General features: G+C 48.9%; 34 protein-coding genes. 13 read left to right on the top strand and 21 right to left on the bottom strand.

The annotated features are described in order from the left end of the window. Nucleotides 1-226: 226 nt before the first annotated feature. On the bottom strand, nucleotides 227-424 hold the full coding sequence (gene cspD / locus KNO70_RS03320) for a cold-shock protein CspD (protein ID WP_012726946.1): 198 nt from the start codon (nucleotides 422-424) through the stop codon (nucleotides 227-229). A 259-nt stretch (nucleotides 425-683) separates the two neighbouring features. On the opposite strand from cspD, the gene KNO70_RS03315 reads away from it, so the two are divergent. The 9 genes from KNO70_RS03315 to KNO70_RS03275 all read left to right on the top strand — a co-directional run bounded on the left by KNO70_RS03315 (nucleotide 684) and on the right by KNO70_RS03275 (nucleotide 7,052). Beyond that, nucleotides 684-1,190, top strand: a complete 507-nt coding sequence (locus KNO70_RS03315; RefSeq protein WP_235189275.1) for a competence protein ComK — start codon at nucleotides 684-686, stop codon at nucleotides 1,188-1,190. A 74-nt stretch (nucleotides 1,191-1,264) separates the two neighbouring features. Next, nucleotides 1,265-3,010, top strand: a complete 1,746-nt coding sequence (locus KNO70_RS03310; protein ID WP_214811225.1) for a hypothetical protein — start codon at nucleotides 1,265-1,267, stop codon at nucleotides 3,008-3,010. Nucleotides 3,011-3,019: 9 nt separating this feature from the next. Further along, on the top strand, nucleotides 3,020-3,310 hold the full coding sequence (locus tag KNO70_RS03305) for an EscU/YscU/HrcU family type III secretion system export apparatus switch protein (RefSeq protein WP_047795070.1): 291 nt from the start codon (nucleotides 3,020-3,022) through the stop codon (nucleotides 3,308-3,310). Next, nucleotides 3,307-3,687, top strand: a complete 381-nt coding sequence (locus KNO70_RS03300) for a flagellar protein FliS (RefSeq protein WP_214687200.1) — start codon at nucleotides 3,307-3,309, stop codon at nucleotides 3,685-3,687. The genes KNO70_RS03305 and KNO70_RS03300 overlap by 4 nt, the downstream gene beginning before the upstream one ends. Next, nucleotides 3,671-4,573, top strand: a complete 903-nt coding sequence (locus tag KNO70_RS03295; RefSeq protein ID WP_214687202.1) for a flagellin N-terminal helical domain-containing protein — start codon at nucleotides 3,671-3,673, stop codon at nucleotides 4,571-4,573. Before KNO70_RS03300 ends, KNO70_RS03295 begins: the two co-directional genes overlap by 17 nt. Before the next feature lie 24 nt (nucleotides 4,574-4,597). Next, nucleotides 4,598-5,041, top strand: coding sequence for a YaaR family protein (locus KNO70_RS03290; RefSeq protein ID WP_214687204.1), 444 nt, complete (start codon nucleotides 4,598-4,600; stop codon nucleotides 5,039-5,041). Nucleotides 5,042-5,050: 9 nt separating this feature from the next. Further along, complete coding sequence (locus tag KNO70_RS03285) at nucleotides 5,051-5,716, top strand: DUF2225 domain-containing protein (RefSeq protein ID WP_214687206.1); 666 nt, start codon at nucleotides 5,051-5,053, stop codon at nucleotides 5,714-5,716. 263 nt (nucleotides 5,717-5,979) lie between these two features. After that, complete coding sequence (locus KNO70_RS03280) at nucleotides 5,980-6,480, top strand: DUF1572 family protein (RefSeq protein ID WP_214811223.1); 501 nt, start codon at nucleotides 5,980-5,982, stop codon at nucleotides 6,478-6,480. Nucleotides 6,481-6,578: 98 nt separating this feature from the next. Beyond that, the gene (locus KNO70_RS03275; protein WP_214730408.1) at nucleotides 6,579-7,052 is read left to right on the top strand and encodes an AraC family transcriptional regulator; all 474 of its coding nucleotides are present in this window, start codon (nucleotides 6,579-6,581) and stop codon (nucleotides 7,050-7,052) included. A gap of 137 nt (nucleotides 7,053-7,189) precedes the next feature. Here KNO70_RS03275 and KNO70_RS03270 read toward each other — a convergent pair whose 3' ends face one another. Together KNO70_RS03270 and KNO70_RS03265 are read right to left on the bottom strand one after the other, a co-directional pair. Next, on the bottom strand, nucleotides 7,190-7,816 hold the full coding sequence (locus KNO70_RS03270; protein ID WP_214687209.1) for a DUF4352 domain-containing protein: 627 nt from the start codon (nucleotides 7,814-7,816) through the stop codon (nucleotides 7,190-7,192). Between the two features lie 135 nt (nucleotides 7,817-7,951). Continuing rightward, entirely contained in the window at nucleotides 7,952-8,137 is a 186-nt protein-coding gene (locus KNO70_RS03265; RefSeq protein WP_214687210.1) for a hypothetical protein, read from the bottom strand. A gap of 159 nt (nucleotides 8,138-8,296) precedes the next feature. Between KNO70_RS03265 and KNO70_RS03260 the strand changes: the two genes are divergently transcribed. Beyond that, nucleotides 8,297-8,674, top strand: a complete 378-nt coding sequence (locus tag KNO70_RS03260; RefSeq protein WP_214687211.1) for a DUF3021 family protein — start codon at nucleotides 8,297-8,299, stop codon at nucleotides 8,672-8,674. Between the two features lie 34 nt (nucleotides 8,675-8,708). Here KNO70_RS03260 and fliT read toward each other — a convergent pair whose 3' ends face one another. The 5 genes from fliT to KNO70_RS03235 all read right to left on the bottom strand — a co-directional run bounded on the left by fliT (nucleotide 8,709) and on the right by KNO70_RS03235 (nucleotide 11,800). Next, nucleotides 8,709-9,062, bottom strand: a complete 354-nt coding sequence (gene fliT, locus KNO70_RS03255; RefSeq protein WP_012726960.1) for a flagellar protein FliT — start codon at nucleotides 9,060-9,062, stop codon at nucleotides 8,709-8,711. After that, a complete protein-coding gene (fliS, locus tag KNO70_RS03250) occupies nucleotides 9,059-9,433 on the bottom strand; it encodes a flagellar export chaperone FliS (protein ID WP_012726961.1) in 375 nt (124 codons plus the stop codon). Before fliS ends, fliT begins: the two co-directional genes overlap by 4 nt. A 14-nt stretch (nucleotides 9,434-9,447) precedes the next feature. Continuing rightward, nucleotides 9,448-11,157 carry a flagellar filament capping protein FliD gene (fliD, locus tag KNO70_RS03245; protein ID WP_214687213.1) on the bottom strand — a complete coding sequence of 570 codons (1,710 nt, stop codon included), beginning with the start codon at nucleotides 11,155-11,157 and terminating at the stop codon, nucleotides 9,448-9,450. 12 nt (nucleotides 11,158-11,169) lie between these two features. Beyond that, on the bottom strand, nucleotides 11,170-11,526 hold the full coding sequence (locus KNO70_RS03240; protein ID WP_214687215.1) for a flagellar protein FlaG: 357 nt from the start codon (nucleotides 11,524-11,526) through the stop codon (nucleotides 11,170-11,172). A gap of 97 nt (nucleotides 11,527-11,623) precedes the next feature. After that, complete coding sequence (locus KNO70_RS03235) at nucleotides 11,624-11,800, bottom strand: hypothetical protein (protein ID WP_214687217.1); 177 nt, start codon at nucleotides 11,798-11,800, stop codon at nucleotides 11,624-11,626. A 141-nt stretch (nucleotides 11,801-11,941) separates the two neighbouring features. Between KNO70_RS03235 and KNO70_RS03230 the strand changes: the two genes are divergently transcribed. Next, on the top strand, nucleotides 11,942-12,778 hold the full coding sequence (locus tag KNO70_RS03230) for an endonuclease (RefSeq protein ID WP_214687219.1): 837 nt from the start codon (nucleotides 11,942-11,944) through the stop codon (nucleotides 12,776-12,778). A gap of 440 nt (nucleotides 12,779-13,218) precedes the next feature. Here KNO70_RS03230 and KNO70_RS03225 read toward each other — a convergent pair whose 3' ends face one another. The 6 genes from KNO70_RS03225 to KNO70_RS03200 form a co-directional block, all read right to left on the bottom strand. Continuing rightward, complete coding sequence (locus tag KNO70_RS03225) at nucleotides 13,219-14,589, bottom strand: flagellin N-terminal helical domain-containing protein (protein ID WP_214687221.1); 1,371 nt, start codon at nucleotides 14,587-14,589, stop codon at nucleotides 13,219-13,221. 240 nt (nucleotides 14,590-14,829) lie between these two features. After that, nucleotides 14,830-16,122, bottom strand: a complete 1,293-nt coding sequence (locus tag KNO70_RS03220; protein WP_214730407.1) for a methyl-accepting chemotaxis protein — start codon at nucleotides 16,120-16,122, stop codon at nucleotides 14,830-14,832. Between the two features lie 122 nt (nucleotides 16,123-16,244). Beyond that, nucleotides 16,245-16,568: a hypothetical protein gene (locus KNO70_RS03215; protein ID WP_214730406.1), complete on the bottom strand. Its 324-nt coding sequence runs from the start codon at nucleotides 16,566-16,568 to the stop codon at nucleotides 16,245-16,247. A gap of 10 nt (nucleotides 16,569-16,578) precedes the next feature. Beyond that, nucleotides 16,579-17,406, bottom strand: coding sequence for a GNAT family N-acetyltransferase (locus KNO70_RS03210; protein ID WP_214730405.1), 828 nt, complete (start codon nucleotides 17,404-17,406; stop codon nucleotides 16,579-16,581). Between the two features lie 61 nt (nucleotides 17,407-17,467). Beyond that, nucleotides 17,468-17,647 (bottom strand): hypothetical protein, encoded by a 180-nt coding sequence (locus KNO70_RS03205; protein ID WP_214811221.1) that lies wholly within the window; start codon nucleotides 17,645-17,647, stop codon nucleotides 17,468-17,470. 57 nt (nucleotides 17,648-17,704) lie between these two features. Next, nucleotides 17,705-18,190 carry a hypothetical protein gene (locus KNO70_RS03200; protein WP_214730403.1) on the bottom strand — a complete coding sequence of 162 codons (486 nt, stop codon included), beginning with the start codon at nucleotides 18,188-18,190 and terminating at the stop codon, nucleotides 17,705-17,707. Between the two features lie 156 nt (nucleotides 18,191-18,346). Here KNO70_RS03200 and KNO70_RS03195 point away from each other — a divergent pair, with 156 nt between their 5' ends. Further along, entirely contained in the window at nucleotides 18,347-18,844 is a 498-nt protein-coding gene (locus KNO70_RS03195; RefSeq protein WP_031422805.1) for a hypothetical protein, read from the top strand. Between the two features lie 36 nt (nucleotides 18,845-18,880). Here the strand turns inward: KNO70_RS03195 and KNO70_RS03190 are convergent, their stop codons facing one another. The 3 genes from KNO70_RS03190 to KNO70_RS03180 form a co-directional block, all read right to left on the bottom strand. Further along, nucleotides 18,881-19,816, bottom strand: a complete 936-nt coding sequence (locus KNO70_RS03190; RefSeq protein WP_214730402.1) for a DMT family transporter — start codon at nucleotides 19,814-19,816, stop codon at nucleotides 18,881-18,883. Between the two features lie 102 nt (nucleotides 19,817-19,918). Beyond that, nucleotides 19,919-20,206 (bottom strand): putative quinol monooxygenase, encoded by a 288-nt coding sequence (locus KNO70_RS03185; RefSeq protein ID WP_031422801.1) that lies wholly within the window; start codon nucleotides 20,204-20,206, stop codon nucleotides 19,919-19,921. Between the two features lie 114 nt (nucleotides 20,207-20,320). Beyond that, the gene (locus tag KNO70_RS03180) at nucleotides 20,321-21,181 is read right to left on the bottom strand and encodes a YitT family protein (RefSeq protein WP_214687237.1); all 861 of its coding nucleotides are present in this window, start codon (nucleotides 21,179-21,181) and stop codon (nucleotides 20,321-20,323) included. Between the two features lie 177 nt (nucleotides 21,182-21,358). Here KNO70_RS03180 and KNO70_RS03175 point away from each other — a divergent pair, with 177 nt between their 5' ends. Continuing rightward, nucleotides 21,359-22,273, top strand: coding sequence for a YitT family protein (locus tag KNO70_RS03175; RefSeq protein ID WP_078147345.1), 915 nt, complete (start codon nucleotides 21,359-21,361; stop codon nucleotides 22,271-22,273). A gap of 55 nt (nucleotides 22,274-22,328) precedes the next feature. On the opposite strand, the gene KNO70_RS03170 is transcribed toward KNO70_RS03175, so the two are convergent. The 4 genes from KNO70_RS03170 to KNO70_RS03155 form a co-directional block, all read right to left on the bottom strand. Next, on the bottom strand, nucleotides 22,329-23,384 hold the full coding sequence (locus KNO70_RS03170) for a GGDEF domain-containing protein (RefSeq protein ID WP_214730401.1): 1,056 nt from the start codon (nucleotides 23,382-23,384) through the stop codon (nucleotides 22,329-22,331). A gap of 94 nt (nucleotides 23,385-23,478) precedes the next feature. Continuing rightward, nucleotides 23,479-23,706 (bottom strand): carbon storage regulator CsrA, encoded by a 228-nt coding sequence (gene csrA, locus KNO70_RS03165; protein WP_012726976.1) that lies wholly within the window; start codon nucleotides 23,704-23,706, stop codon nucleotides 23,479-23,481. Next, entirely contained in the window at nucleotides 23,706-24,143 is a 438-nt protein-coding gene (fliW, locus tag KNO70_RS03160) for a flagellar assembly protein FliW (RefSeq protein WP_214687242.1), read from the bottom strand. Before fliW ends, csrA begins: the two co-directional genes overlap by 1 nt. 15 nt (nucleotides 24,144-24,158) lie before the next feature. Next, nucleotides 24,159-24,734 (bottom strand): DUF6470 family protein, encoded by a 576-nt coding sequence (locus KNO70_RS03155; protein WP_214687244.1) that lies wholly within the window; start codon nucleotides 24,732-24,734, stop codon nucleotides 24,159-24,161. Nucleotides 24,735-24,737: the final 3 nt, after the last annotated feature.

Raw genomic sequence — 24,737 nt, 5'->3', positions numbered from 1 at the left:
GAAAGGGGAATCAGGTGGCTCACTCATATTATACCCCGAAAACGCTACGATTGAAAACGTTATCATCAGAAAATAATGACAATTTTGTTCCGAATTCAACATTTCCTAGAACGAGCGAAAGGTATAGAAAGAAAATACCCATTCCACTCATTTTTAAACGCCTTTTTTTATTATGTAGACAAAATAAAAAGCCGACTCCCAAGGGAGCCGGCTTCGTGGTTTGAAATTATAATTTTACAACGTTAGCCGCTTGTGGGCCACGCTCGCCATCAACGATTTCAAACTCTACATCTTGACCTTCGTCAAGTGATTTGTAGCCTTCAGATTGGATTGCTGAGAAGTGTACGAACACGTCTTTGCCGCCTTCAACTTCGATGAATCCAAAACCTTTTTCTGAGTTAAACCATTTTACTTTACCTACCATGTGTAAATCCATTCCTTTCACCATTGGAGAATACAGAGGATTGTCCTCTACGGCTAATCTTACCACCTTCTTGTAAACGTGACAAATACTTTCTCAAATATTTGTAAACGTTTCGTCATTTGGCTTTCATTGGAATTATATTTCCCTACTTTTCATATTGTCTTGTTGAATTTACATTTTTTGTGATATATCATTAAAGGGATGATTTAGGTTTGTGCCGTTTGTCTTTAGCCGATCCTGAAAATCTAATACGAGGAGGATGGTGCAGCGTATGCGCTCCTACTATTCTGAGGAAAAATATCGCATCACAAAGCGAACCGTGGCGATTCTCCCTTGCTTTGACATCATGAAGCAGTCACGGATCATTCTCGAGGATGGCACCGAGATTTCAACCCCGCTCCGGCCGTACCAGTTGTTGCAACTTTCTTGCCGCCAGTACAACAGCTCGATCGAGGAAAGAATCTTCATCGCCAAACGCGTCGCCGGCGTAAAAGGGAAAGTTCCTGTCGTGATTGAACCGACAACCGGACTCGTCTTCTTCCCGACGAAGTCTCCAAAACGAGACGATTGTGAATGGTATGCCTGGTCCCATATTCGAGACATACTGAACATTGAGGGTGAGCCGAACGGGCTTGTCCTCACGACCGATGGACATCAAATCCAAACGAACGCAACACCGTACGTCCTCCGGAACCAACTGAAAGCGACAGGTGAACTCGTCGCCCGGTTCCAACAATTGAACGCGAGCCCCGTGCTCGAGTCCTGACACGCCTTCCGTCGAAAAGACGGAAGGTTTTTTTCTATTGTTTCGCTTCATTTTTTTAAAAAGAGGTCGATATTATGGTCGAGGTGACAAACATGCAAATTCAAGCCCAAGCGACCGCCGTCAGTTCGGTCTTACCAGGCATCCAGACGAACCGGACGTACAAGGCCGAGCTCGTCAAACAGACAGGACCCGACTCCGCGATCGTCAAGATCAACGGTGAAGAAGTCGAGGTCACATTTAAAGGCGGGCTTCCGAAGACGAACCCGTTCCAAGTGACGCTCGCCGAACAGGACGGCGTCTTGATGGCGACCGTCGTCCCTCCAAAGGAAGAGACACTTGAATCCGCACCACCTGCGTCCGCGTCGTCAAAACTTGACGCGAAGATCCAGACGCTCCTCGCTTCCCTTCCACCTGAAGTACGAAGCGCGGTCAGCCGCCTGCTACAATCCGGACGCTTGCCGATGAACGAAGCTACGGTACGCCTTCTCGAGACGGCGTTCAAAGGAGACATGCGGGACGTCATCCTACATTTGAAGACGCTCGATACGCAGACCGTCCCTCGTGAGATGGCGCGGGAGATTGCCGTCCTCTCTTTGAACGAAGCGAGACAACAGATTACACCGCCGGCGCCGAACGCCCCTTACCCACAAAAAGAGCGGTATGTCGAACTCGTCAATCTGTCACGTCCCGTGAGTGAACGCGTCACGCCGACACCGGAAACAATCGACCGGGTCATCCGTGACCTCACGCCGACGACACCGATATCATCGCGTCCGATTGAATCTGAATCGCGCCAAGCGATGCCGCTTCCTCCAATCAACGGGAAGCAAGTGATGGTGAAAGAAGTGACGTCACATCTCGCGACCGTCACGAACACGTTCCGAAGCGAGCAGGCGACGGTGACGAAACAACTCGGACAAGTCGCCGCGTTGATCGAGTCGAACCCACATGCGGCACGCCCTGCCCTCGAGACCGTCTCGACCCGTCTGACGCAACTCGTCCAAAAGACGGACGCCTTGCTTCACACCGACGTGACGCAAGAGAAGCAACTGGTCGCCATGACAGCCAAACTCGACGTCGCGTTGTCGTTGCTCGCGACGAAACCGCAAGAGAGTGCGACACTTGTCAAAGAGGTCCGGGCGGCACTGAATGACTTCCGCTATGCGCCGAACCAGGCACGTATCGAATATATCCCGCACGGAGCGACACGCGCCGGTGAGATGCCGACCGTCGCGCCACTCAAGCTCGATTCGACATTATCCGGACGACACGTCCAGGAAGTGGCACAACGCGTGCAGGTGCAGGCACAACTTGCCCAAGCGACATCCAATACGCCGACATCGGCTTTATCGGTACGTGGAGATACGACAAACCCTGAGGCACAACGCCTCACCTCGTTCTTCCAAGTCCAACAGACGCTCAACCGCCTTGATGGCGGTCAGCTCCATCAACTCTTGTTCGCCCTACCGGCAAAAGTGCAAGAGATCGACACGGGAATCCATGTTCATATCCAAAACCAGGAGGCCGGGGACGTTGTCGACTGGGAGAACAGTGTCCTCTACATTCGTTTGGAGACCCCTCGCCTTGGAGAAATCGGCGTCAAGCTCGAGGCGAAAGACCGAAACCTCCGACTCACGCTCGAACATGACGATGCGACGGTCGAACGTCTTGCCCGTCCACTTCTCGGAAAGATCGAACAAACGCTCGAGACAATCGGATATAAGAGTGTGACGACTCAGTTCAAACCGCTCACGAAAGCTGATCGTGTCATCGAAGAGCCTAAGACGGCACCGACGACCGGTTATGACTTTAGAATTTAGGAGGTCCCGATGTATCAACGCATGGATTTGACGAAACGCAAGACGGCAGCGGTCGTCCGCTATGACGAAACGACGGACAAAGCGCCCGTCATCGTCGCCCGCGGGACAGGCGCCGTCGCTGAAAAGATTTTACAGGAAGCACGTGCCCGAGGAGTGGCGGTCGAGAACGACCATTCCTTGCTCGGCCACCTGCTCGACCTTGACTTAGGGGATGCCATCCCGCCCCAACTGTATGACGTGATGGCAGAAGTGTTGTTGTTGATAGAGGAACTTGATTCGATCAAAGGAGAACAAAGATGAATCCAACCCAATTATATGAGATGAGGCCAGAAGAACTCACGCAAGCGATGCTTCATGCACTCGTTTATCACTATGAACGTGCCCAAGACTCGACGATCGCCGAACGGAACCGTCATCTTCGCCAAGCTCGTGAACTTTTAGTCAAACTTCACCAAGGACTCCATGACGGCGGCGGGATTATCGCGGTTCAACTGGATGAAATTTATCTATATATGGCAAACGCAAGCGTCGAAGCAATCATCGACCAGGATAAGGAAAAAATCGCCGAACTACATACGCTCGCAAGTGACCTCGACCAAACATGGGGTGAAGCAATGGAGCGTGCCAAGACCCAACCTGTCCCGACTGGAGGAAACCGTTATGAAAATTACCAATAACGTACAAGCTTTAAAAGCCTACTCATCGCTCTCCCTGAATCAGGCATCGATGAAGAAGACGATGGACCGTCTTTCGAGCGGGGTCCGCATCAATAAGGCGTCGGATGATGCAGCGGGTCTCGCCATCTCGGAGAAGATGCGGATGCGCCTCGACTCCCTCTCGATGGCAGAACGCAACACGCTCGACAGCATCTCGCTCACACAGACGCTAGAAGGCGGAATGAACGAAACACACGCCCTTCTCCAACGGATGCGTGAATTATCGGTTCAATCAGCAAATGGAACGCTCAGTGAAGACGACGCCAAAGCTGTCCAGGAAGAAATTAACGCATTGACTGCCGAAGTGACCCGGATCGCGGAGACGACCGAATTCAACTCGAAGAAGATTATGAACGGGGAATATATGCAAGGGAAGAGCACGTTATTCTTCCAAATCGGTGCCGGCAACAACGAAGCCGTCATCTTAAACGTACAAGATATGCGGGCGCACGCACTCGATATCACGACGTTGACACCTGGTGGCGGGGAACTCCCTGCCGTCGATGATGACAATGATGGAGCAACACCTGATCGAACATTCTACGCGCTAAGCGTATTGACACCGGCGGACGCAGGAGACGCCATCTCGAAATTCGATGCAGCCATCAACAAAGTGTCACTCGAACGTTCGAAACTTGGGGCCATTCAAAACCGACTCGAGGCGAACGTCAGCGTCGTCGCCATCGGCTCAGAAAACTTGACGGCGTCTGAGTCACGAATCCGTGATGCCGACATGGCCCGTGAAATGATGGACTTCGCCCGTCTAAATATCTTGAATCAGTCCGGCATGGCGATGATTGCCCAGTCGAACGCATTGCCGCAAGGCGTGTTACAATTATTGAACTAACCTAAAGAAAGGACGGTTGCCCATATGGACATTCGTCGCATCATGGAGACGCAATCGCTCCTCGGCTCAAGTAAGGCAAAGCGCGCCGAAGTCGAACCCGGTGTCTCCTTCCAAAATGTGATCGGTCAGAAGCGCGAAGACCGGGAATACGAACGCTTCAAACGTCAAATCGCCGCGATCCATGAACAAGGAGAACTGCTCGCCGAGAGTCAGACCGTCGAGGCGCTCGCCGACTACAAACAAATGATTAAAGACTTTATGAAAGAGGCCGTTGACGCGGCACTCCGTCTCGAGGACAAACGTGGATTCAATCGCCGCGGCCGCGCGAAGATTTATAAGGTCGTCGAACAAGTCGACCAAAAACTCCTCGCGCTGACGGATCAGGTCATCTCAGGAGAAGCCTCTCGCCTCTCCTTACTCGACCAGGTCGGTGAGATTCGCGGACTGCTCGTCAACGTCTATGTGTGAGGTGTCGAGATGGCAGAACATTTATTTTTGAAGAAAGTCAAATGTCCGTATTGTTTACAGGAAAGTAAGACGAACCGTGTCTTATCACGTCACATCCGTCCGCTCGAGGTCGAGAAGGATGGTTACACGACGTATGACGGACCAAACCCGTATTTATACGAACCGACCGTCTGCGACCATTGTCACCTCGTCTTTCATGACTCGTTCGACAAGGTGCGCAAACATAACCGGGAAGCACTCGAGACGCACTACTTCAATCAAGTGAATCCAGATGTGTTGAAAGGTGACCGCTCGTATGAGCACGTCATCCTCCTCTATAAGTTCGCCGTCATGACGGCCCAGTTGAGCGGACAGAAACCTTCCGTCGTCGCCATGCTCGGGATGCGGATTGTATGGATGTATCGGTTGATTGGGGATACGGCGTCTGAGAAGGAATGGATGCAGCGGACGCTCGATAAATACAATGAGGTACAAGAAGCGTATACGGACCCGATACGGACCGGATTACCGTACGATCAACTTATGCTACGGATTGCCGACCTCTCGGCCGCGCTCGACTACTACGAGGATGCGCGTCGCTGGTACGGGATTCTCTTGAGCAGTAAGGAAGTATCGGAGCGGATTCGGAACCAGGCCCGCGATCATTGGGAAGAGTTTCGATTGGAACATGCGTAATCAGAAGTGTGGGACCTCGTGTCTCACACTTTTTGCATACAAAAAATCGCGCTCATCCACTCACGGACAAACGCAATCGACACAATTGATGAATAAGAGATCTACACAACAATGACTACCCAGTGCCCTCATGTCGACGATGCGGTGACGTCTTGCAGGATGTATCACTTGGAATCTCAATTGTTATAACATTAATTTAATTTTTAGTGGGATAGATATGAGGTATATTCAAAGCAGATACATACGAAGAGGAGGAGCTTTTCATGTTTGAAACGCAATATCTCGATACCGTCCGTGCGACGTTTAAAAGTCAGAAACAACTCGCTGAGCGAGCGCTCGTCCAAGTGAGTGAAGAGGACCTGCATAAGACACTTGCACCGGATACGCTCTCCCTCGCTCTGATCATTCAGCACATGGCGAACAATATGAAGTCACGTTGGACCGATTTCTTGACGACGGATGGCGAAAAGCCGGACCGCAATCGCGACGCTGAGTTCGAGGACCAGCAACTGTCCTGTGAAGAACTCATGAAAGTATGGGATGAGCGATGGCAACTGTTGGATGACGTCTTAGCCGATCTGACACAAGATGACTTAGGGAAGAACGTGATGATTCGCGGGGAAGCCCATTCCGTGATTGACGCGATTGAACGTCAAGTGTCGCATTATGGGTATCATGTCGGACAAGTCGTCTATCTGTCGAAGCTATTTGCCGGAAGTGACTGGGACGTGTTGTCGATTCCGTTGCCGCATCAGCGTAAATAACATTCCTGTTGCAACACTTCATCGAGATATTATTTCAATGAAGCACTTTTTTGGAGATCAAGACAATTGAATCAATCAACTTTAATGGGGGTTACAAAATGGATATGACTTTAAAGCAATTGCCTGAGACTGAAATTGCATTTATCAGACGTACGGGTAGCTATTTTGAACCACAGGAGCATTGGGGGAAATTAATACATTGGGCGACGGAACACAACCTTTACCCTCCATCAAGTCAATTTATCGGTATTTCATTAGATAATCCGAACGATGTTGATCCTCATGAATGTAGACATGATGCTTGTGTCACAGTTCCTAAAAACTTTGATAAAACAGGACACGGGGAGATACAATTTAAAAAGCTAGAAGGTGGTCAATACATCGTGCACCATTTCTACGATACTCCAGAAAAACTGAGTGAGACGTATAAATATATTTTGGAAGAATGGTTACCAGAACGCGAATATTCAGTGGACGAATCTAGAAATACCTTGGAGTTCAATTTGAACAATCCAGCTGAAGATCCCGACGGAAAATCTAAAGTCGATTTATATGTACCCATTAAGAATTAAGATGTTGCAAAATGAAAAAATTAAGATACAAGGAACTCTCAAATTATGAGAATCCCTTCGTATGTTCGCTATGCTTATTGTGTAGTAATAATCAACCATGAGAGTAGGCGTACCGATTTTATTCGGCACGCCTACTCTTATTTCGTCACGTTAATTGTATATTCGTAGCGGTCTTCTGCCACTTTGTCGAAGTTCTCGTCAAACGGTCCATCGATGACGACTTTCAAGTCCGTCAGCTCTTCTGGTTTTGCTTTCACGAAGAAGAGGACGTTCCCTTCTTTCTTCACCTTTCCTAAAAATTCTCCACCGACGTCATCTGAGAACCATAAGTCTGAAGACACCTGCTCCCCTGTGTTCGTCACCAGTGTCGCCTGGTTCGGATGGAAGCTCATCGTCTCGTCGACCGTGTTCTCAACAATCATGTTCATCGCGACGACCGTCACCTCTTCTTGTCCATCGAATGAGTCTCGATAAGCTTCCGCGACCGTGAGGCGTGACGTCTGTACCTTGTCGATCGCGAACTGGATCGGTCCCATCGTTTCCGTGATCGTGAGCGCCTTATTCTTCATATAAATCTTATTTGTGCCGAGTTCACTTTCTTGAACGTCCGTTTCTTCAGTTGATGATTCTTCAGCCGTACTCGCTTCCGCTTCTGCCACTTCTTCCGTATCCGTGGCTGTCGTCTTCAGTTCGTCTGCTTCCCCGCAACCGACAAGTAGTGCGAGCGGTACCGCCACCAGTAAGCCAAATCGTTTCATGTTCATCTTCATCTCTCCCTTTCCAAAATCAAAGTGATGTGGTTAAGACGAATATAACGAATTGACAGACGGTACAGTATTAAGAAAAAGTTCCAGGTAAAATAAAAGCCAAGGTCCGTAATAGAACCTTGACACGTATGCTTATCCTCTTGATTTCAGCTCTTCTTCCTCGTATGGGTCGGGGCGATCCTCAAACGGCGTATCGTCCTCGACGTACGCTTCGAGTTTTGGGTCCCGTTCGACGTATTCATCGTACGCTCCCTCTGGACCATAGACGAAATAACGGCGCTTCCGTGACGATACCGGGTTGGACTCTTTCTCACGCATCTCGTTTCCCTCCTCTTTCCAGAAAAGAAGCAACGGCTACATTGATGTTTACCCGATTATAGCGGAAAACAGACTTCATTTCACCTCTACTCCTCAGATAAAACTTTTCCCTTACATACGCGTATACAGATACAACGAATTAATGGAAGGAAGATTCATATGCAATTATTGAAAAAAGCAATACTACGGAGTCTCATTTGGTCGCTGCCATTCGCGATCCTCGCTCTCTATCAAAGTTGGTCAGGTAACACAGACGCCGTACACGCAATGCTCGTCTACGCAGGGGTTGCCTTCTTCCTCGGGCTCACAAGCGTTATTTATGAAGTCCAACAGTGGTCGTTCAAGAAACAAATCTTCATTCATTGGAGCGTTATGCACGTGACAATCCTACCACTTCTCTGGTTCGGTCGATCTACGCCAATCACATCGCTTCAAGATGCCGCACGTCTCTATTTAAACTTCACGGTGAGTGGTCTGATTTTATTTACCGCTTCTTATTTCATCATCCGGATGCGTCGACAAGTCAAAGCCTCTTAACACAAAAGCTCGAAGGCATATGCCCTCGAGCTTTTTACGTCTGTTGGTCAAATAGACCGGAAAAGTTAGAATCGACGTCTTCATATGGGTCGACATACGATTTGACCGTCTTTCGTTCCATCCGGGCTGTCCCGAGCGTCATCCCGAGGCGCTGGTGTTCGGCTTCAATGAGACGGGCGATCTTTTGACTGTCGTCGACGAGCTGCCGAAGGACCGTCTGATCGGCTTTCTCCAGATCAGGACCGTGCGCCGCGAGCAACTGTTCGCGGTCGTCCAAGAGCTCATGGATTTGTTCCATCCACGTGTCATACGTCGGCTCTTCCGGAACTTTCGCCAGCAACTCTTTTAAACGCTGTGTCTTTAAGATGATCTCATCAATCGGTCTCATGACTGCTTCGCGAGTTTCATCGCTTCCTTCCACGTGTCACGGAGTTCCGTCGTGAAGTCGAGCACTTCGTCGAGGATGGTCGTATCGTTCTTGACGTTCGCATCGACGAGGCGGCGCCACATGTAGTCATAGAGTGAATCCAAGTTCGCCGAGATGGCGATATCTTTATTGAGTGTGAGACGAAGCTCTTGGAAGATGGCTTGCGTCTTTTGGATGTTGATGTTCTTTAAATCAGGGTTGCCCTGGTCGATTGCAAGCTTGGCGAGGCGCATGAACTTGAGCGCCCCGTCATAAAGCATAAGCGTCAGTTCCTGTGGGTTCGCGGTCGTGACCGCGTTGTTTTGATAAGCTGCGTATGGATTGGCTACCATTTAAATTCCTCCTCTTACATGCCTCCGCCTAAAAACTGTTGAAGTGAAGCGGCTTGCGAGTTCGCCTGGTTCATCGCCGTTTCCATCGCAGCGAAGCGACGGTAGTAGGCGTTTTCTTTATCGATGAGTAAATCGTTTAGTCGTTTGATTCGCGTATCCATCTGCGTCATCTCGCGGCCCATTGAATACGTCGGAGCACCAGCACCGTCCGCACCGGCGATGCGCGTAATCGTCTCACGTGAGTCTTTCGCAGTGTCACGGATTTGCGGAAGGAGTCCCGTCTCTTCATCCGTGAAGAGCTTGTATACTTGTTCCGGGTCTTTCTCGATGGCGGCTTTTAACTTCTCTTCATTCAGCTCAATCTTTCCGCCGTTCGTGAAGTCTGATCCGGTCGAGAGACCGATTTGGAACAAGCGAGACATATCTAAATCATTTGTGCTCGATGTTGCGCCTGACCATTTGCTACGAAGCGTATCCATCGTCCCTCGAAGGATTATATCCCCGCGGAGCATCCCACTCATCGCTTTCTCTTCCCACTTCTTGATTTCATCTTCCGACAACTCATCGCGCTGTGCTTGCGTGAGCGGTGCGAACGAGCGGAATCGTTCTTCGCGCGTCTTCTTGTTCATGAGATCAATCGTCTCATTGTATTTATCGACGAATCCTTTGATGTTGTCAAAGACTTTTTGTGTGTCCGTGGCAGCGGAGAGGGTAACCGGTCCTGCCGTTGGATTTTGAGTAGTCGGGAACTCCGCTTTCAAAGTGATTGTCATATTGTCAAAAGTAGTTGTATTGGATGATCGCGTCACTTCAATGCCGTTTACTTTAAATTTTGCGTCTGTTCCAATCGGTGCTGTACTCAAATTCAATGCAATTCGCGTTTCAGCATCAAAATCGATTGTCGCAGCTTCCCCTGTTTCTTTTGTCGAAATCGAAATTTTCCCACTGACGGGTTCGAAGAAAGCTGAAAGACCCGTATCTTTTCCATTCAATTGATTGATTAAATCTTGTACAGTTGCATCTGCAGAAAGTTGAATGGTTTTATGTGCGCCCGTCGTCGATGACTTAAATCCGATTTCATAACCAGTACCTTGCGTATACTCTACCACCACTCCTTTAGGAATGACACCATCCACATATGTGGTTGTATTCGTAGCAGTCAGTTTGCCTGTTGCCGCATCATACGCAAAATCTGCTTTGTTTAACGCATTGCCTGCTTGATCTTTTAATACGACACTAGCATCCATAAAATCTAAACCTTTGGCTAAGTTCATTTCTGTGCCAGCTGTATCCTGATGAACTCGTTTTTGACCAACAACTAGTCCATTTAAATCTGATATTTTTGTTGCAGCTGTTAACTTCTGACTATTTCGATCTACAGTGTCGATTAAAGTAGATGCTGAAGTTGCTAATCGTTCGACTGAATCGATGCGTATTGCGCTATTTCCACTTGATGGGCCTGTCACAACCGAAACGCGTGACTCATCCGATGAACTAGACGTCTTCGCATAGAAATTTCGACTAAACATCAAGTCGACCGCACTATTTCGTAAAGTCATAAGCGAGCGGTTAATTTCACGATACGCATCGCGTTTCCATTCCGTCGTTTGTTTCTTCTGTTCCAGTTTATCGACTGGAGCACGCTCGGCCTGCATCAATTGCTTGATAATCGTATCTGTATCGATTCCACTGGCGAGTCCGCCAAATCGGATCGGTGTCGTCATGAGAATCCTCCTTTATACCCGTTCGTCAAAGAGATGATTGAACTCCATGAACGCTGCGAAGAAATCGAGTGACTTCTTGCTCGGGATTTCGCGGATGACTTCATTGTTTGTATCCACGATTTGAATATAATAGTCGTTCAATTTTTCATGCTTCATAAATTTTAAACCTGTACGCTGTTGTTCTAGGACTTGATTCGCCTTCTCGACGGCCGCCTCTAGCTTGGTAACGTGTTGAGGCGTCGGAAGAATGACGATGCCTTCGTCGGCGAGTTTCGCTTGATTCGCTTCGACGAACACGTTTTTCGTTTGTTCATACGGCAAGACGGAAGAAGGTAGGTGAAGCCGGACTTCTGAAATGGTCGGGTTCATATGGGTCTACTCCTCTTATAATTGTTCTCATGGTCTTTATCGGTTAAAAAGCATGATTTTTATAGTAGTTTAATCAATTCGTTATCGTTTTCCAGCTTCAAGAAATTTCACGTGTGCTTGTAGGTCTGTAAATTGCTTTTGTAAGTAGTCTTTTTTCATCACTCATGATTGCTTCATATACAATCGATTGCATCGTTCGAAGCAAATCTTTTAATTCGGCTAATCGCTTTTGTTCGAAAGATACAACTTCTAATTCTGTTAATAGTTTCTCCAATCAGAAATCATCGTCTCGTTCTACTTATCGACATGTCAATAAAAAATTGGATGTGAGCCGATAAATTAATGACTCAGGCTATTCAAATAAATCGGGAATAACTTAAGAAAGGTAAAAAAATTGATGAAGGAGAGACACGTCATGGACTGGGAAGGGCTATCAGAAGAACAAGTCGCTATTTTGGTTGCTAGTATTTTGGGGGATGGGGAAATTACAAAGTGTTATGCGTATGATAGAAGAATCAACAATAGTTACCGGGAACATTTTAGTTTAGGTCAATTGAGTTATCGAGAGTGGAAACAGCGAAAACTTCCAGACTTACTATACTTACGTGGAAATAATTTAGTGTCACGATCTATCCCACTCATGACAAGACTTTTTCCTCTCTTTTATCCAAATAATAAAAAGCATATCCCATTCGAATTACTAAAAGATATTTATCATCCAGCGTGTATACTGACACTTTATTTAGACGACGGCTCTCTGCTTCTCAGTAAACGATTCAACCATAAGAAGAAGGAAATTCAATTCACACCACATATCGCTCTCTATTTACAAGCCTTTTCGAAAGAACAATTAGAGCAGCTCGCGGAATGGATGAGAGACCATTACAACATCAACGTTCGTACGTCTGGAACTCCAAGCGGCACTGGTTATTACTTAAAGACGACAAAAGTGACGGATACCTTTGATATTTTAAATTTACTTCAACCTTACCAAGCTGAACTTCCGGACTTTATGTATAAGTTGTCATGGCAAAACCGTTTAGACGCTGAGGTGGATCACTACAAACAAACACACCCTGACTACACGATCCGCGTCTCAATCCCTGCAAGACCTTATAGTCATGACGAAGTCACATCACTGATTGAATGGAAACAACAGGGTGTGACAGACAAAGAAATTGCCCAACGCTTAAATCGAACGTATTGGTCCGTCGTTTATAAGTGGCAAGATGTGAAAAACCGTGAAGCATAAGCTCCACGGTTTTTAGTATAACGATCAAGTGCTCAATTGCTATATTAACGGAGCAATTGAAGTACAGCCTGAGGCTGTTGATTTGCTTGCAGATGCCCATATTTTTCAATATGGTCCAGACTATATCTTCACCCTTTTACAATTCCAATATACAAATTATCAATATTGTAAAATAGGGGCTGGGCACTTCCCTCGCCGTTTACGAAGTACGGATCTCATAACCGTGGACAATAGAGTCGGTAGGTCGTTCATCCTAGTCGTTGAACCTTCATCACAGTTTCCTGACAGATGCTTGGCTGCTGATTGTCCAATCCCTTCCTTTTTTCAAACGTTCACGCTCACCGTTTCCAGTCACGTTGTCGTAAGGAGGGCTCTAAGGAGTTCCAGCAATTCACCCAGTTATATTCTTATCCGTCACCAGATAAGACGCCCGTAAAATCTTACCGAAGGAGTTGCAGAACCGCTTCTGGTTGTGATTTTGCTTGAGCTAACATTGCTTGCGCAGCTTGGTTGAGGATGTTGTTCTTCGTGAAGTTCATCATCTCTTTTGCCATATCTACGTCACGAATACGTGATTCAGCGGCTTGGAGGTTTTCAGCAGATGTGCTTAAGTTGTTAATCGTGTGTTCGAGACGATTTTGGTTTGCACCTAACTTCGAACGCTCTCCAGAAACTGATTGAATAGCTGCATCTAATTTTGTAATTGCAACCTGTGCACCAGTTTTATTTGATACATCAAGATCAGCAATATTAAGTCCTGCTGTGTCCATGTCACCTAAAGCTAATTTTACAGTTTGATTTTCATTTGCCCCAATTTGGAACTCAAGAGAATTATCCTGGATTTTAATATCTGCATCATTAGTTCCGGCAGCTAAATCCGAGTTAAAAGTAAACTCTAATCCCCCAACATTCACTTTTCCAGAAGTATCATTAGTTAAAGTAGTAGTACCAACAGTAGTACCAGTTGAATCAGTGACAGTAAATGTAGCTGATTGCCCCACACTAAACTTAAGTGTACCTTCTCCAGTTGTTCCACCACTTGAATCTGGAACAGTGAAGTCAAATCCACCGATAGCTACAGTTGTAGCTGATTTTGCTGCCGTGACAGTTGCTAATTCTTTACCGTTTGCATCCTTCAAAAGATAATCAAGTTGAGTGTTATCTCCACTATTAGTCTTTGCTTCTAAAGTATAATTACCCATTTCAACTGTTGATCCACCAGTAATAGCAATACCAGTGACATCTGTAGTGTCACTAATTTCAGTAAATACTTCAGTTGCTCCAGCAGCAACTGCCACCGTATACGTGTCTGCTTTTAAATCATCGTTACTGACTTTTACACCTGTTAGACCTGTATTAGCAAAGCTCGATGTAGAATTTGCATTTTTGGCTACACTACCGTCTAACAATTTTTTAGTGTTGAACTCTGTTGTGTTAGAAATTCTATCAACTTCTGATTTTAATTGAGAAACTTCTTTTTGAATTTCATTTCGATCAGCATCAGTTGTTGTATCGTTTGAAGATTGAACAGATAATTCACGCATCCGTTGAAGGATAGAGTGAGTTTCATTCAAAGCGCCTTCAGCAGTTTGGATGAGAGAGATTGCATCTTGTGAGTTACGTGTTGCTTGATCTAAACCGCGAATTTGTCCTCGCATTTTTTCAGAAATCGCAAGACCTGCTGCATCGTCTCCAGCACGATTAATTCGGAGACCCGAAGACAATTTTTCCATTGCTTTACCAGTTTGCGATGTGTTGAATCCCATATTACGGTTGGCATTCATAGCGTTAAGGTTGTGGTTAATAATCATTGTAATTTCCCTCCATAGGTTTAAAGTTTTTCCGCTCTTCCAAATCCTTTTGTCCGAGCATGCAAGGTTTAGGCCGGCCCCTCACCTTGCATTTTTTGGAACGTTTTATCGTTTCCATACTCTATATCGGAGTCATCTCGTATCTGTTTAGTCTTTTTTTCAACTTTCTATTCAAAACCTGTAGATTCTTACTTTTGCATAGAAAAAACGCCCCATCACTGGGACGTCTCCTCTTATCTCTTACACTTCCACCTTCATCTGTTCCGTCTCATTCTGCAAACTTTCCGCGACGCGAACGAGCTCTGTCATCGCCCCGTTCACCTCACCAAGACTAGCCGCTTGCTGGCTCGCCGCTGACGTCACTTCATTCGCATAACGCGATGCCTCTTCGACCATACCAACGATGCCTGCTGAGTTTGTCACAACCGAATCGATCTGACCACGTGACTCATCGAGGAGCGAATCGACCGAATGGACATGGCTATACACTTCATTCGCTGAATTGTGGATCGATGCGAACGCACCGCCTGCTTTTTCAACTAAGCCGACACCTGTCTCCACCTCCGCTTTGACGTTCGCCATAGAAGACGATGTATCGCCAACGAGACGCTTCACATCTACGATGAGGTCCGTGATTTCTTGAGTCGAGTTCGCCGTTTGTTCCGCGAGCTTTTTCACTTCTGCCGCTACGACGGCGAATCCACGCCCATGCTCTCCGGCACGTGCCGCTTCAATCGATGCGTTCAAGGCAAGCAAGTTCGTCTGTGCCGAGATGTCACTGATGACATCCGTGATCCGTGAAATTTCGCCTGTCATTTCCGTCAACTGGCTGTTAAGTGTTGATGATTGCTCCACTTTCCCAGCAATCGCATGCATCGCATTGACCGAAGACGAGGCAAGGCCTTTCCCGCTCTCTGCTTCCTGTTGCATCTCACTCGCCGAATCAAGCGCCGATGACATCTCTTGGCGGATGCTCTCCATCGTCCGCGCGACCGCTCCGAGCAAGTCCATCGAATTATACGTCGCACTGACGTTGTCTTCTAACATTTTGTTGAGAGAATCCATCGCAGAACGAATACTTTCGCCTGCCACGTTTCCTTCTTGAACTGACGCTGCGATTTCCTGTGCCGAACCTGTCAATTGGTCCGCCGTGTAACGCATGTTCGTGCCTTGTTCCCGAAGGTGTTCGACCATGTTGTCCATCGACAAGAGCAGACGTCCCATCTCTGAACGATCCGTCGTCTTCTCGTCTGCGAAGTGTACCGTCAAATCACCATTCCCGACTTCTACTGCTTTTTCAGAAGCCATCTCGACTGCTTTCAGTGGACGACGGGCAATCAAGTAAATGACGATTCCGCCGAGTGATGAGATGAGTAATGCCACGATCGTACCGACGAGCATGACTTGACCTTGTTCCATCTCGAGTTCTGTCAAGAGTAATAGGGTGATGTAGCCGACCGCTCCGCCCGTGATAAAGGACGTGACCAAAATCCACGCGAGCAATTGCGTCGTAAAGTTTTTAAATACTTTCACTGTTTGTTCCTCCTCATTGTGTTCATCACTCCTTATATCGTCCAATTTCCAATGAATGTACAGCGTTTTCAGTTGAACGTTTGGTCAATGAAAAAACGTACCCCGTCAAGGAGTACGTTTCGTTAGAATGCTTCATCGTCACGTTCGACGTGCGCCACACGTCGTGGTGTCGTCGCCGCGTCAATCGCGAGCGTGATGGCAGCCGCCCAGTGTAGCACCATCCCGACAAACGGAATGAAGCCGAGGATTGATGCCGCAATTCCGACCGCCGCGCCGTAAGAGAATCGATTCAATCGACTGAACGAAAGAATCAATACGATCACGTGGTACACGAACATGAAACCGAGGGGCGAATAGCCCATCCCGATGATGAAGAGACCGCCGAGAAGCGGAATCCCGAGGAAGGCTTCAAACGCCGCGCCGAGCCATTTCAGATTTTTCACCATGTGGTTCACCTCATAATTCAATCATGTAAAACTCATAGCCACCATTCTCCGCAAAACCGGCGCGTTTATAAATCTCGAGCGCCGCCTTGTTTTCCGTCTCAACATCGAGCTCGACTTTCGTCCGGCCCATGCGGAACAGTTGTTGGACCATCTGTTTCAACATTTTCGTGCCGAACCCTTTGCCTTGCTCGCCTGCTTTGACCCCGAACGCATGAATGCTAGCCGCGTCGTCCCCGACGAGAAGGGCACGGATGACACCGACCGGTTTGCCGTCGACTTCGCCGATATACGTCACGCGGTCCGGTGTGTCGATTTGTTGATAGATGTTTTCCGTCACATCGACCGGGTCACCGAACGCCTCGCTGAGCGTCGCAATGATGAGCGGACGGTCGTCTGCTGTCGCCTCACGTAGCGATACCTCGTCCGGTTTCAAGAAGAGTTCCGCTTTTTTCAAGACGAGATTGTATTCCGAGAACTGATACGCCGCCTGAAGATGCTCGAGCACTGCTTTCCCGGACGCTGAATTTCGGTCGATGACGAACGTGAACGCTTCGCAACCGTTCAATTTCGCGTCTTGTTTCGCCGTCTCAAGCAGTGCCGTGAAGACACCTTGCTTGCGGTATTCCGGGTGGACGAGCGCGTTCACCTCATACTCGTTCGGGAGATACGGGAAAAGCATGAGATACCCGACGAGCGCCTCTCCGTCATATACCGCATAGTCGTTCTGTCCGACCGACTCATGCCCGACTTTCACGTCAATCTTGTCGTTCGCGTTGACCGCCTGTTCTAGCGCCTTGACGTCATCCGCTTGCCTCACTTCTTCTACTGTCCAATTCATGTACATCACCTCATGTATTATTGTAGCACAAAGGAAAAAGCCCGCCTTAGCGAGCAGTCTCTTAGTCATTCCGTTCATTCTGAAAAAGTTGCGTCACTTCTCGCATCATCACCAAGATGACGATGACGACAGCCAAGGTGATCAAGCTCTCTTGTTTCGGTAAATCAAATACATACATCGCAACGATAAACAGAAGGGCTACGATCAATCCTTCCGTATAATCCCGTTTCCTCGTTCGCACACGACCACCCATTCCAAAAAGACTGCAAACGATCCAGCCGTCCACAGTCTTTCTATATTATAACATCCGGAACTCCAACTCAGGGAGTGTCTCGATCAACTCGGCAATCTCGTCCGTATGTGCCTCCGCACCTGGGACGGCCTCTGTCGGTTCGACCCAGAAGAACGTCTTGTCGTTCGTCCCGAGGTAGTTGCCGTAGCCGATTTCTGTCGCGAACGCCTCTTCCGTCAATTCGCGGTCGATCAAGTCCAGGTGGAACAAGAGCTGGTCGTCCCCATCCTCGACGTTATAGTATAAATCGAACGTACCGTAGCTCTTCGTGTCTCCGATGTCGACGACGTCCTGCGCCTTCTCGATATAGACGTCACCCCGCTCAATCGCCTCGACGATTTTTGATGGCAAGACGATCTCATAACCGAGCTCACGGTCACGAATCGTCTGTGTCGTATCCTCTGTCCGTCCCCGGGACGAGACGACACCGACCGTTGCCACCAACGCACCTGTCACCCCGAGCGCGAGCGCCCACTTCATCGATTTGTTCACAAGAACCACTCCTCACTTGTTGATGTCTTCACTTGATTATCCCACATGTTGATGACTTTTCATTAAATATTCTGAAAAAATGTTTCCCCTTACATTGACGAGTGTCCGTCAATCCCATACGATGGTAGTAACGTACTATAGAAAAGAGGAACTGACATGTCTAACGAAACTACTTTGACGCGCGCTCAGCTGGACGCGCTCTTGAAAAACGTCTTCGCCCTTCAAATCCCGGTCATCGAGAAATTTATGACGGATTTGTTTAAACAATATGTCTCGACGGCATCTACGTTCAAACAGGACATGGACACGATGAAAGCAACGGACTGGCACAAGCATTTCTTCGGTCAAAAAGTGATGCCTCACCTTTTCATCGAGAATCTTGGCTTCGGTGCATCGTTCCGTCACCAAGGTCAAGAGAAAGTCGTCAGCATCCCTGAGAACATGACAGTCGTCAAACCGGACTCAGACGCGCAAATCAAAGAGATTTTAGAGAATCTCGATCAGACGCTCGCCTCGATGGACGGTGTCAAAAATAAAGGGCTCGTCAAGAAGTTCTATAAAGAGACGCTCGAACTGATCTGCCAACTCGGTAGTCGTACCGGTATGATGGATGATTTCTATGACAAAGTCAAAGGCAGTTTGACAACAAGTTGATGACAATCCCCTCGTCCATAAGAGCGAGGGGATTTTTTATGCCTCTTGTCGAACGACGGTCGGGAGCTCCATAAACTGACTCCGACTGTGAAAGACGACCCCGACCATGACGAGCGCGATCCCGGACAAGGCGATCGGCGACGGCATGACGGCATGCAGGAAGACCAGTTCCCCGATGAGCGCGAACAGGACTTCGAGCGCTTGCGTCGCTTCGACGGATGCCAGTCTTCCCATGTCCTGTTTGACGAAATCGGTCGCCATGAAGAAGAGCACGGTCGCGACAACCCCGGACAATAGGGCGACGAGGAACGTCTGCCCGAGCTGACTCGATGAGGGGCGTCCCGTCGTCAAGCCGTACCCGAACAACAATAGCCAGACCGGGAGCGACCCGAGACACATCCCGAGGATTCGCTCGAACACGTCGAGGTCCGTATGTTGCATCATCTTCCGGTTCCCGAGCGGATAGGCGAACGCGGCGATGGTGACCGGCACGACCCCGAGCCAAAGGAAGCGTGGTTCGAATGACTCGAAAAACTCCACTTGCATCATTACGACCCCAACGAGAATCAAGACCGAGAAGCGAAGTCCGCGCCACGGGATGCGCTCCCGTGTTCCGTCTGCCTTCTTGAAGAGTGGGGACAACAGTGCCCCCGCGACAATCGTCACTTGCCACGTGCCTGCGATCAGCCACGGAGGTGCGACCTCGGCCGCGAGACAAATCGGGACATAAAAGAATCCGAACCCGACCGTCCCCCAAACCATCCATGGACGAGGATTCGCTTTCAATGCCGAGAGGACTCGTTTGAGTCCACAACGAAATGCGACCACAACTAGCAATAACGGGATCATCCATAAAAAGCGAAGCGAGGCACTATAGGCAAAGCTGCCACCCCCGACTTGCATCACTTCGTTCAACACGAACGTGCTCGCAAAAAACAAGGCGGCGAAGACACCGAGTATGAGTGGACGCATGCGATCCCTCCTTTCCGAATCCTGTCATGTTCTCGACACTTTGCCATTTCTCCTGCAAAAAACGGACAGCGCTTCGCCATCCGCTTCATCATCCCATATCAGTCACGTTCGGAGTTCGAGCGCGGCGATCCGCTCCATTCGCTCAAGGATCGGCTTCGCCTGATCGATATATGCCCTCACTTCAGCAAGTGACAACGACGCCGCATGCGCCTCTTCATTTCGCCATACTTCATAGACGAACACGGTATTCGCTTCGTCGAGCGACACGTGGACCCGATACGATTCACAGTCCGATGTCGCCTCCATCTCCCGCGCCGCTTCCGATAAAATCGCCACGAGTCTGTCGCGTTGCCCCGCTTTCGTGACAAGCTTTCCAATCAGTGCGTACATTCCCAATCCTCCCCTTTCTCTAGCATCGACTTCTTCCACTTTCCCTATGTGATTTCCTGCTTGGTCGGTTCACACGTGTAGAGGTTAAAAAAACGGACGACCTTTGGCCATCCGTTAATGAATATCGCGTTTTTGGAAGTTCCCGCCTTTGACCTCTGTCACCTCATACACGACGACGAACGCTTTCGGGTCGACATCATCGATGATGTCTTTGATTTTTCGTTCTTCGAGCCGGTTGATGACACACGTGATTTCGTAATAACTTTCTTTGGAATACGCCCCTTGAATTTGATTCAACGTGGCGCTCCGTCCGAGACGGTCCCGAATCGTCTCGACCATCTCCTGCGGTTCACTCGTGATGATTTTGAACGTTTTCGCCCCGCTCAATCCCTCCTCCACGATATGGATCACTTTCGAGGCGATGAAGTAGGCGATGGCGGACAGGACGGCTCCTTGAAGACCGAACACCGTCGAAACGACGATAAAGACGAATGTATTCAAAAACAGGATCAAATCACTCGTCCCGAACGGCAATTTACGGGATAAGAGGACCGCCAACATATCGATACCGTCAAGCGCGCCCCCGTTACGAAGGGAAATCCCCATCCCGAACCCGAGGATGATCCCACCGACTACGGTGATGAGGAGCGCGTCCCCCTCGATGATGGTCGGAACGTGGTGCATGATGACCGTACCGACAGACAAGGACGCAATCCCGGTAACCGAGAGGATGGCGAAACTCTTCCCGATCTGTTTATAACCGAGATAGACAAACGGAATATTCAATACCCCGATGAAAATACCGAGTGGCAGTCCCGTCAGCTGTGACCCGACGATACTGATCCCGGTGACGCCTCCGTCCGACACGTTATTCGGAATGAGGACGGACTCCAATCCATATGCTGCGATGAGTCCGCCGATGATGTTCATGACCATTTGGAACGCCATCAACCATGTTTTGTTTTCTCGCTTCATCCTATAGACCTCCATCCATTGTTCAACAACCTTGTTAGTTTAACATAAAATGATTTCGAAATAATTTATCGGGAATCATCCCTCAATTCTGAATATTCATGTCAGATTCTCTGTCGTAAATGATTGTCGGTTCGCATCATTTGGTATACTGAAAGAAATGGAAAGGGGGCATCCTGTATGCAGCGTACACCCATGCCTTCCCCGACACCGGAGGAAGTGCAGCGCTTAAGGCGTGAACATAATCCGATCAAGGCGTCCGAACTGTTTGTAAAAGTCGTCCTTTTGCTGCTCGGCTCCCTCGTCTTTGCCGTCGGCTTGGAGGCGTTCCTCGTACCGAATCAAATCATCGACGGTGGTATCGTCGGTGTCTCGATCATCGTGTCGTACTTGACGGAGACGAAACTCGCGATTTGGCTCGTCCTCTTCAACTTACCGTTCATCTACTTCGGCTATCGGCAAATCGGGAAGACATTCGCCGTCGTCACGTTGACGGCCATCCTGCTCATGTCGGCCTTCACCATCGTCCTGCATGACATCAAGCCGTTCACAGACGACCTCCTCTTGTCGACCGTCTTCGGTGGCTTCTTACTCGGTGCCGGAATCGGGCTCGTCATCCGCGCCGGGGGCTCGCTCGACGGAACAGAAATCCTCGCCGTCGCTTTCACGAACCGGTTGCCGTTCTCCGTCGGGGAGATTGTCATGTTTTTCAACATCTTCATCCTCGGGACGGCCGGATTCGTCTTCAGTTGGGACCGGGCCATGTATTCCCTTCTCACCTATTTCATCGCCTTCAAGACGATCGATGTCGTCCTAGAAGGAATCGACCAGTCGAAAGCGGCGTGGATCATCACGTCCGCACCAGACGATATCGGACAGGCCATCATGGACCGACTCGGTCGTGGCGTGACGTATCTTCATGGAGAAGGCGCCTACACGGGTGACGGGAAGAAAGTCGTCTTCACGGTCATCAGTCGACTCGAAGAGACGAAACTGAAAGACATCCTCGATGACTATGACGAGAAAGCGTTCCTCGCCATCGGCAACATTCACGACGTCCGTGGCGGTCAGTTCAAGAAGAAAAACATTCACTAAACGTGAAATCCCCTATAACCGCTGGACCATCATCGCCAACGGTTATAGGGGATTTTTACGCAAATTTGACCTGATTCCGACCATTTCGTTTCGCTTCGTATAACGCCCTATCGGCCCGCTCAAACACGACCACGCTCGGCTCATGCCCAGCGATTGCCGCGCCGATTGAAATAGTCATCGGAATGATTTCGCCTTGAAATTCGAATGTCGTGTGCCGTACCATGTGCACGATGTCTTCTGCCACCTTCGCCATACTTTCACTCCCTTCAATGACGAGCAAAAATTCTTCGCCACCATATCGCCCGACGAATCCAGACGGCGGACAGCTTCGTTCCAACGTTTGTCCGATATGACGAAGTGCTGCGTCTCCTGCTAAGTGCCCATATGTATCGTTCAACTGTTTAAAATGATCGACGTCGATAACGAGTAACGTCCACGGTTTCCCGGACATTTCCAAATCGTTCATCTGTTCGAGCGTCCGATAACGGTTCGGAAGTCCCGTCAACTCATCAATGGTCGCCCGGTGCGTATGTAGGAGAAACATCCATAGATGCGTCTCAATCTTTTTTGCGGCCCAATAGCAGAGCCAGGCCCCAAAAGATAACATGAGAAAATAAGGAACAAATACATTTATAAAGACCGTCTCATTCACACTGCCGCTCACTTGAATCAAGACGAGGAGCGCACCTAACCCGATGTAGATGGCATACCCTCTCCCTCGACGAATCGGTAAGCGTGTCATGACAAGAGAAAATAAAAAGAAGACAAATAACAGTAGTAACGAGTCTACGAACGGAGCACTCATTCCGTGCAGCGTCGTGCGTCCGATGAAGATCAGACCGAGCGTGACGATAGCTCCGAACGGTCCAGCGAACGTTGCGGATAAGGCAATCGGGATGAGACGAAGGTCGATTCGTGCATCCCCTAATTCGATGGAGTTGATGGTTAAGAGAATTGCCGTCAATCCGTTAGAGACTCCAAACCAAAAGCGTACGAACAACGGGGAAGTCGGCTGAATCGGTAAAACCGTCCGCATCACATAGAATGTGAGTGACATGAATAAAAAGATCAGACTGATGTTGATAAGAAAACTATTAATACCTGTTTCCACCGATTCCCCTCCTTCCTTTCACGTTTCCATCCTATCCCAACCCATCGAGCGCTGTCATCCATCAATTACCGGATTCATGAAAAAAGTCGAAAGCTCACGCTTCCGACTGCTTTTGAATCATCTGCTTCATCAAGTTAGCACTGTTTCGTGCCGACTCGTTCTCTTCCTGCATCTGAATGTACACCTCATGACGATGAATATCGATATGACGCGGGGCATCAATCCCAAGCTTCACTTGGTCGCCTTCGATGGCGAGTACCGTGAGCGTCACATCGTCGCCGATATGGATGGCCTCACCTTGTTTTCGTTTCAATACGAGCATCAGTGCACCTCCGCTTTCGTGCCGCCGAGCGGATAACGGGCCGGATACGCATCGTCTAGGATGACTTGTTTCCCACGACGTTCCTTCGTCTCGATGACGATCGGCGCCTTCAAATTGAGCGTCGACGATTCAAACGGCTCACGCAGCGTGACGATCGAGTAGACCGAGACGTGTTCCGCCTCTTCGATCCCAAGTTGGTCTTTCGCGCCATCCGACAATTCGAACGCATAGTCCGACTTATGCCAAAACGGGTTCGTCACGACGAACGCGCATGCCTGTTCCTCAATCGACTGAAGCGACCAGAACGGTAAATCCTCCCCATACGGAATCAACACGAACGTCTTTGAATCCGGGAACCCCGGAATCTCACTGACGAACGTGATCGTCTCCGCTTCGTTTATTTCAATCTTGCCAAAGTAGTCTGTTTCAATGAACATGGATTGTCCTCACTTTCAACGCGTTTCATCATACATCCCACCGACCGGCCATATCTCGAGTGACGCCTGTTGACGGAGCGAGATGTCCGTCGTCCATGGCGTGAACGAGATATCGGCTGGCGTGAGCGATACATCAATTTGGGGTGGCGTGATATTCCACTCGATTTTCACATCCGCCGGCGTATACGTCAACTTGACACGATCAATCGATTTTGGCATGTAGCCCATCTCGACGATCGGATATGGGTCGTTCACCTTCTCCGCTGCCATCGATGGAATCGGATTCCCGTTCTCGATCCGCATCATACGGTCGCCGTCCCGGGCGATGTTCGCCATCGCCTCACGGGCCCCTTGCTCTCCCATCTGACCGAGATATTTCCCGAGTTCAAGCACGCCTTTCAGGTTGCTCTCACTTCTCGCCACCGATGAGTCGACCTCAAGCTTCCCCGGTGTCGTCTGTTGCGTCATCTCGGCTTTACCTTGTTGGATCGACAGGTCAGCCCGCCCTTGACGCATCTCGAGCACGGGTCGATTAGATGTCATCTGGATCGCGGCAAACGTCTGCCGCATCTCAAGTCTCGCGAGATTCATGAC

Origin of the sequence: Exiguobacterium sp. s181, from assembly GCF_018617125.1 — a bacterium.
Classification (GTDB): domain Bacteria; phylum Bacillota; class Bacilli; order Exiguobacteriales; family Exiguobacteriaceae; genus Exiguobacterium; species Exiguobacterium profundum.
This window is presented reverse-complemented; position numbering and strand designations above follow the sequence as displayed.

Coding starts and splice junctions, on each gene's coding strand:
- cspD (WP_012726946.1), bottom strand. CDS start 424: ATGGTAGGTAAAGTAAAATGGTTTAACTCAGAAAAAGGTTTTGGATTC.
- KNO70_RS03315 (WP_235189275.1), top strand. CDS start 684: ATGGTGCAGCGTATGCGCTCCTACTATTCTGAGGAAAAATATCGCATC.
- KNO70_RS03310 (WP_214811225.1), top strand. CDS start 1,265: ATGGTCGAGGTGACAAACATGCAAATTCAAGCCCAAGCGACCGCCGTC.
- KNO70_RS03305 (WP_047795070.1), top strand. CDS start 3,020: ATGTATCAACGCATGGATTTGACGAAACGCAAGACGGCAGCGGTCGTC.
- KNO70_RS03300 (WP_214687200.1), top strand. CDS start 3,307: ATGAATCCAACCCAATTATATGAGATGAGGCCAGAAGAACTCACGCAA.
- KNO70_RS03295 (WP_214687202.1), top strand. CDS start 3,671: ATGAAAATTACCAATAACGTACAAGCTTTAAAAGCCTACTCATCGCTC.
- KNO70_RS03290 (WP_214687204.1), top strand. CDS start 4,598: ATGGACATTCGTCGCATCATGGAGACGCAATCGCTCCTCGGCTCAAGT.
- KNO70_RS03285 (WP_214687206.1), top strand. CDS start 5,051: ATGGCAGAACATTTATTTTTGAAGAAAGTCAAATGTCCGTATTGTTTA.
- KNO70_RS03280 (WP_214811223.1), top strand. CDS start 5,980: ATGTTTGAAACGCAATATCTCGATACCGTCCGTGCGACGTTTAAAAGT.
- KNO70_RS03275 (WP_214730408.1), top strand. CDS start 6,579: ATGGATATGACTTTAAAGCAATTGCCTGAGACTGAAATTGCATTTATC.
- KNO70_RS03270 (WP_214687209.1), bottom strand. CDS start 7,816: ATGAACATGAAACGATTTGGCTTACTGGTGGCGGTACCGCTCGCACTA.
- KNO70_RS03265 (WP_214687210.1), bottom strand. CDS start 8,137: ATGCGTGAGAAAGAGTCCAACCCGGTATCGTCACGGAAGCGCCGTTAT.
- KNO70_RS03260 (WP_214687211.1), top strand. CDS start 8,297: ATGCAATTATTGAAAAAAGCAATACTACGGAGTCTCATTTGGTCGCTG.
- fliT (WP_012726960.1), bottom strand. CDS start 9,062: ATGAGACCGATTGATGAGATCATCTTAAAGACACAGCGTTTAAAAGAG.
- fliS (WP_012726961.1), bottom strand. CDS start 9,433: ATGGTAGCCAATCCATACGCAGCTTATCAAAACAACGCGGTCACGACC.
- fliD (WP_214687213.1), bottom strand. CDS start 11,157: ATGACGACACCGATCCGATTTGGCGGACTCGCCAGTGGAATCGATACA.
- KNO70_RS03240 (WP_214687215.1), bottom strand. CDS start 11,526: ATGAACCCGACCATTTCAGAAGTCCGGCTTCACCTACCTTCTTCCGTC.
- KNO70_RS03230 (WP_214687219.1), top strand. CDS start 11,942: ATGGACTGGGAAGGGCTATCAGAAGAACAAGTCGCTATTTTGGTTGCT.
- KNO70_RS03225 (WP_214687221.1), bottom strand. CDS start 14,589: ATGATTATTAACCACAACCTTAACGCTATGAATGCCAACCGTAATATG.
- KNO70_RS03215 (WP_214730406.1), bottom strand. CDS start 16,568: ATGGTGAAAAATCTGAAATGGCTCGGCGCGGCGTTTGAAGCCTTCCTC.
- KNO70_RS03210 (WP_214730405.1), bottom strand. CDS start 17,406: ATGAATTGGACAGTAGAAGAAGTGAGGCAAGCGGATGACGTCAAGGCG.
- KNO70_RS03195 (WP_031422805.1), top strand. CDS start 18,347: ATGTCTAACGAAACTACTTTGACGCGCGCTCAGCTGGACGCGCTCTTG.
- KNO70_RS03190 (WP_214730402.1), bottom strand. CDS start 19,816: ATGCGTCCACTCATACTCGGTGTCTTCGCCGCCTTGTTTTTTGCGAGC.
- KNO70_RS03185 (WP_031422801.1), bottom strand. CDS start 20,206: ATGTACGCACTGATTGGAAAGCTTGTCACGAAAGCGGGGCAACGCGAC.
- KNO70_RS03180 (WP_214687237.1), bottom strand. CDS start 21,181: ATGAAGCGAGAAAACAAAACATGGTTGATGGCGTTCCAAATGGTCATG.
- KNO70_RS03175 (WP_078147345.1), top strand. CDS start 21,359: ATGCAGCGTACACCCATGCCTTCCCCGACACCGGAGGAAGTGCAGCGC.
- csrA (WP_012726976.1), bottom strand. CDS start 23,706: ATGCTCGTATTGAAACGAAAACAAGGTGAGGCCATCCATATCGGCGAC.
- fliW (WP_214687242.1), bottom strand. CDS start 24,143: ATGTTCATTGAAACAGACTACTTTGGCAAGATTGAAATAAACGAAGCG.
- KNO70_RS03155 (WP_214687244.1), bottom strand. CDS start 24,734: ATGAATCTCGCGAGACTTGAGATGCGGCAGACGTTTGCCGCGATCCAG.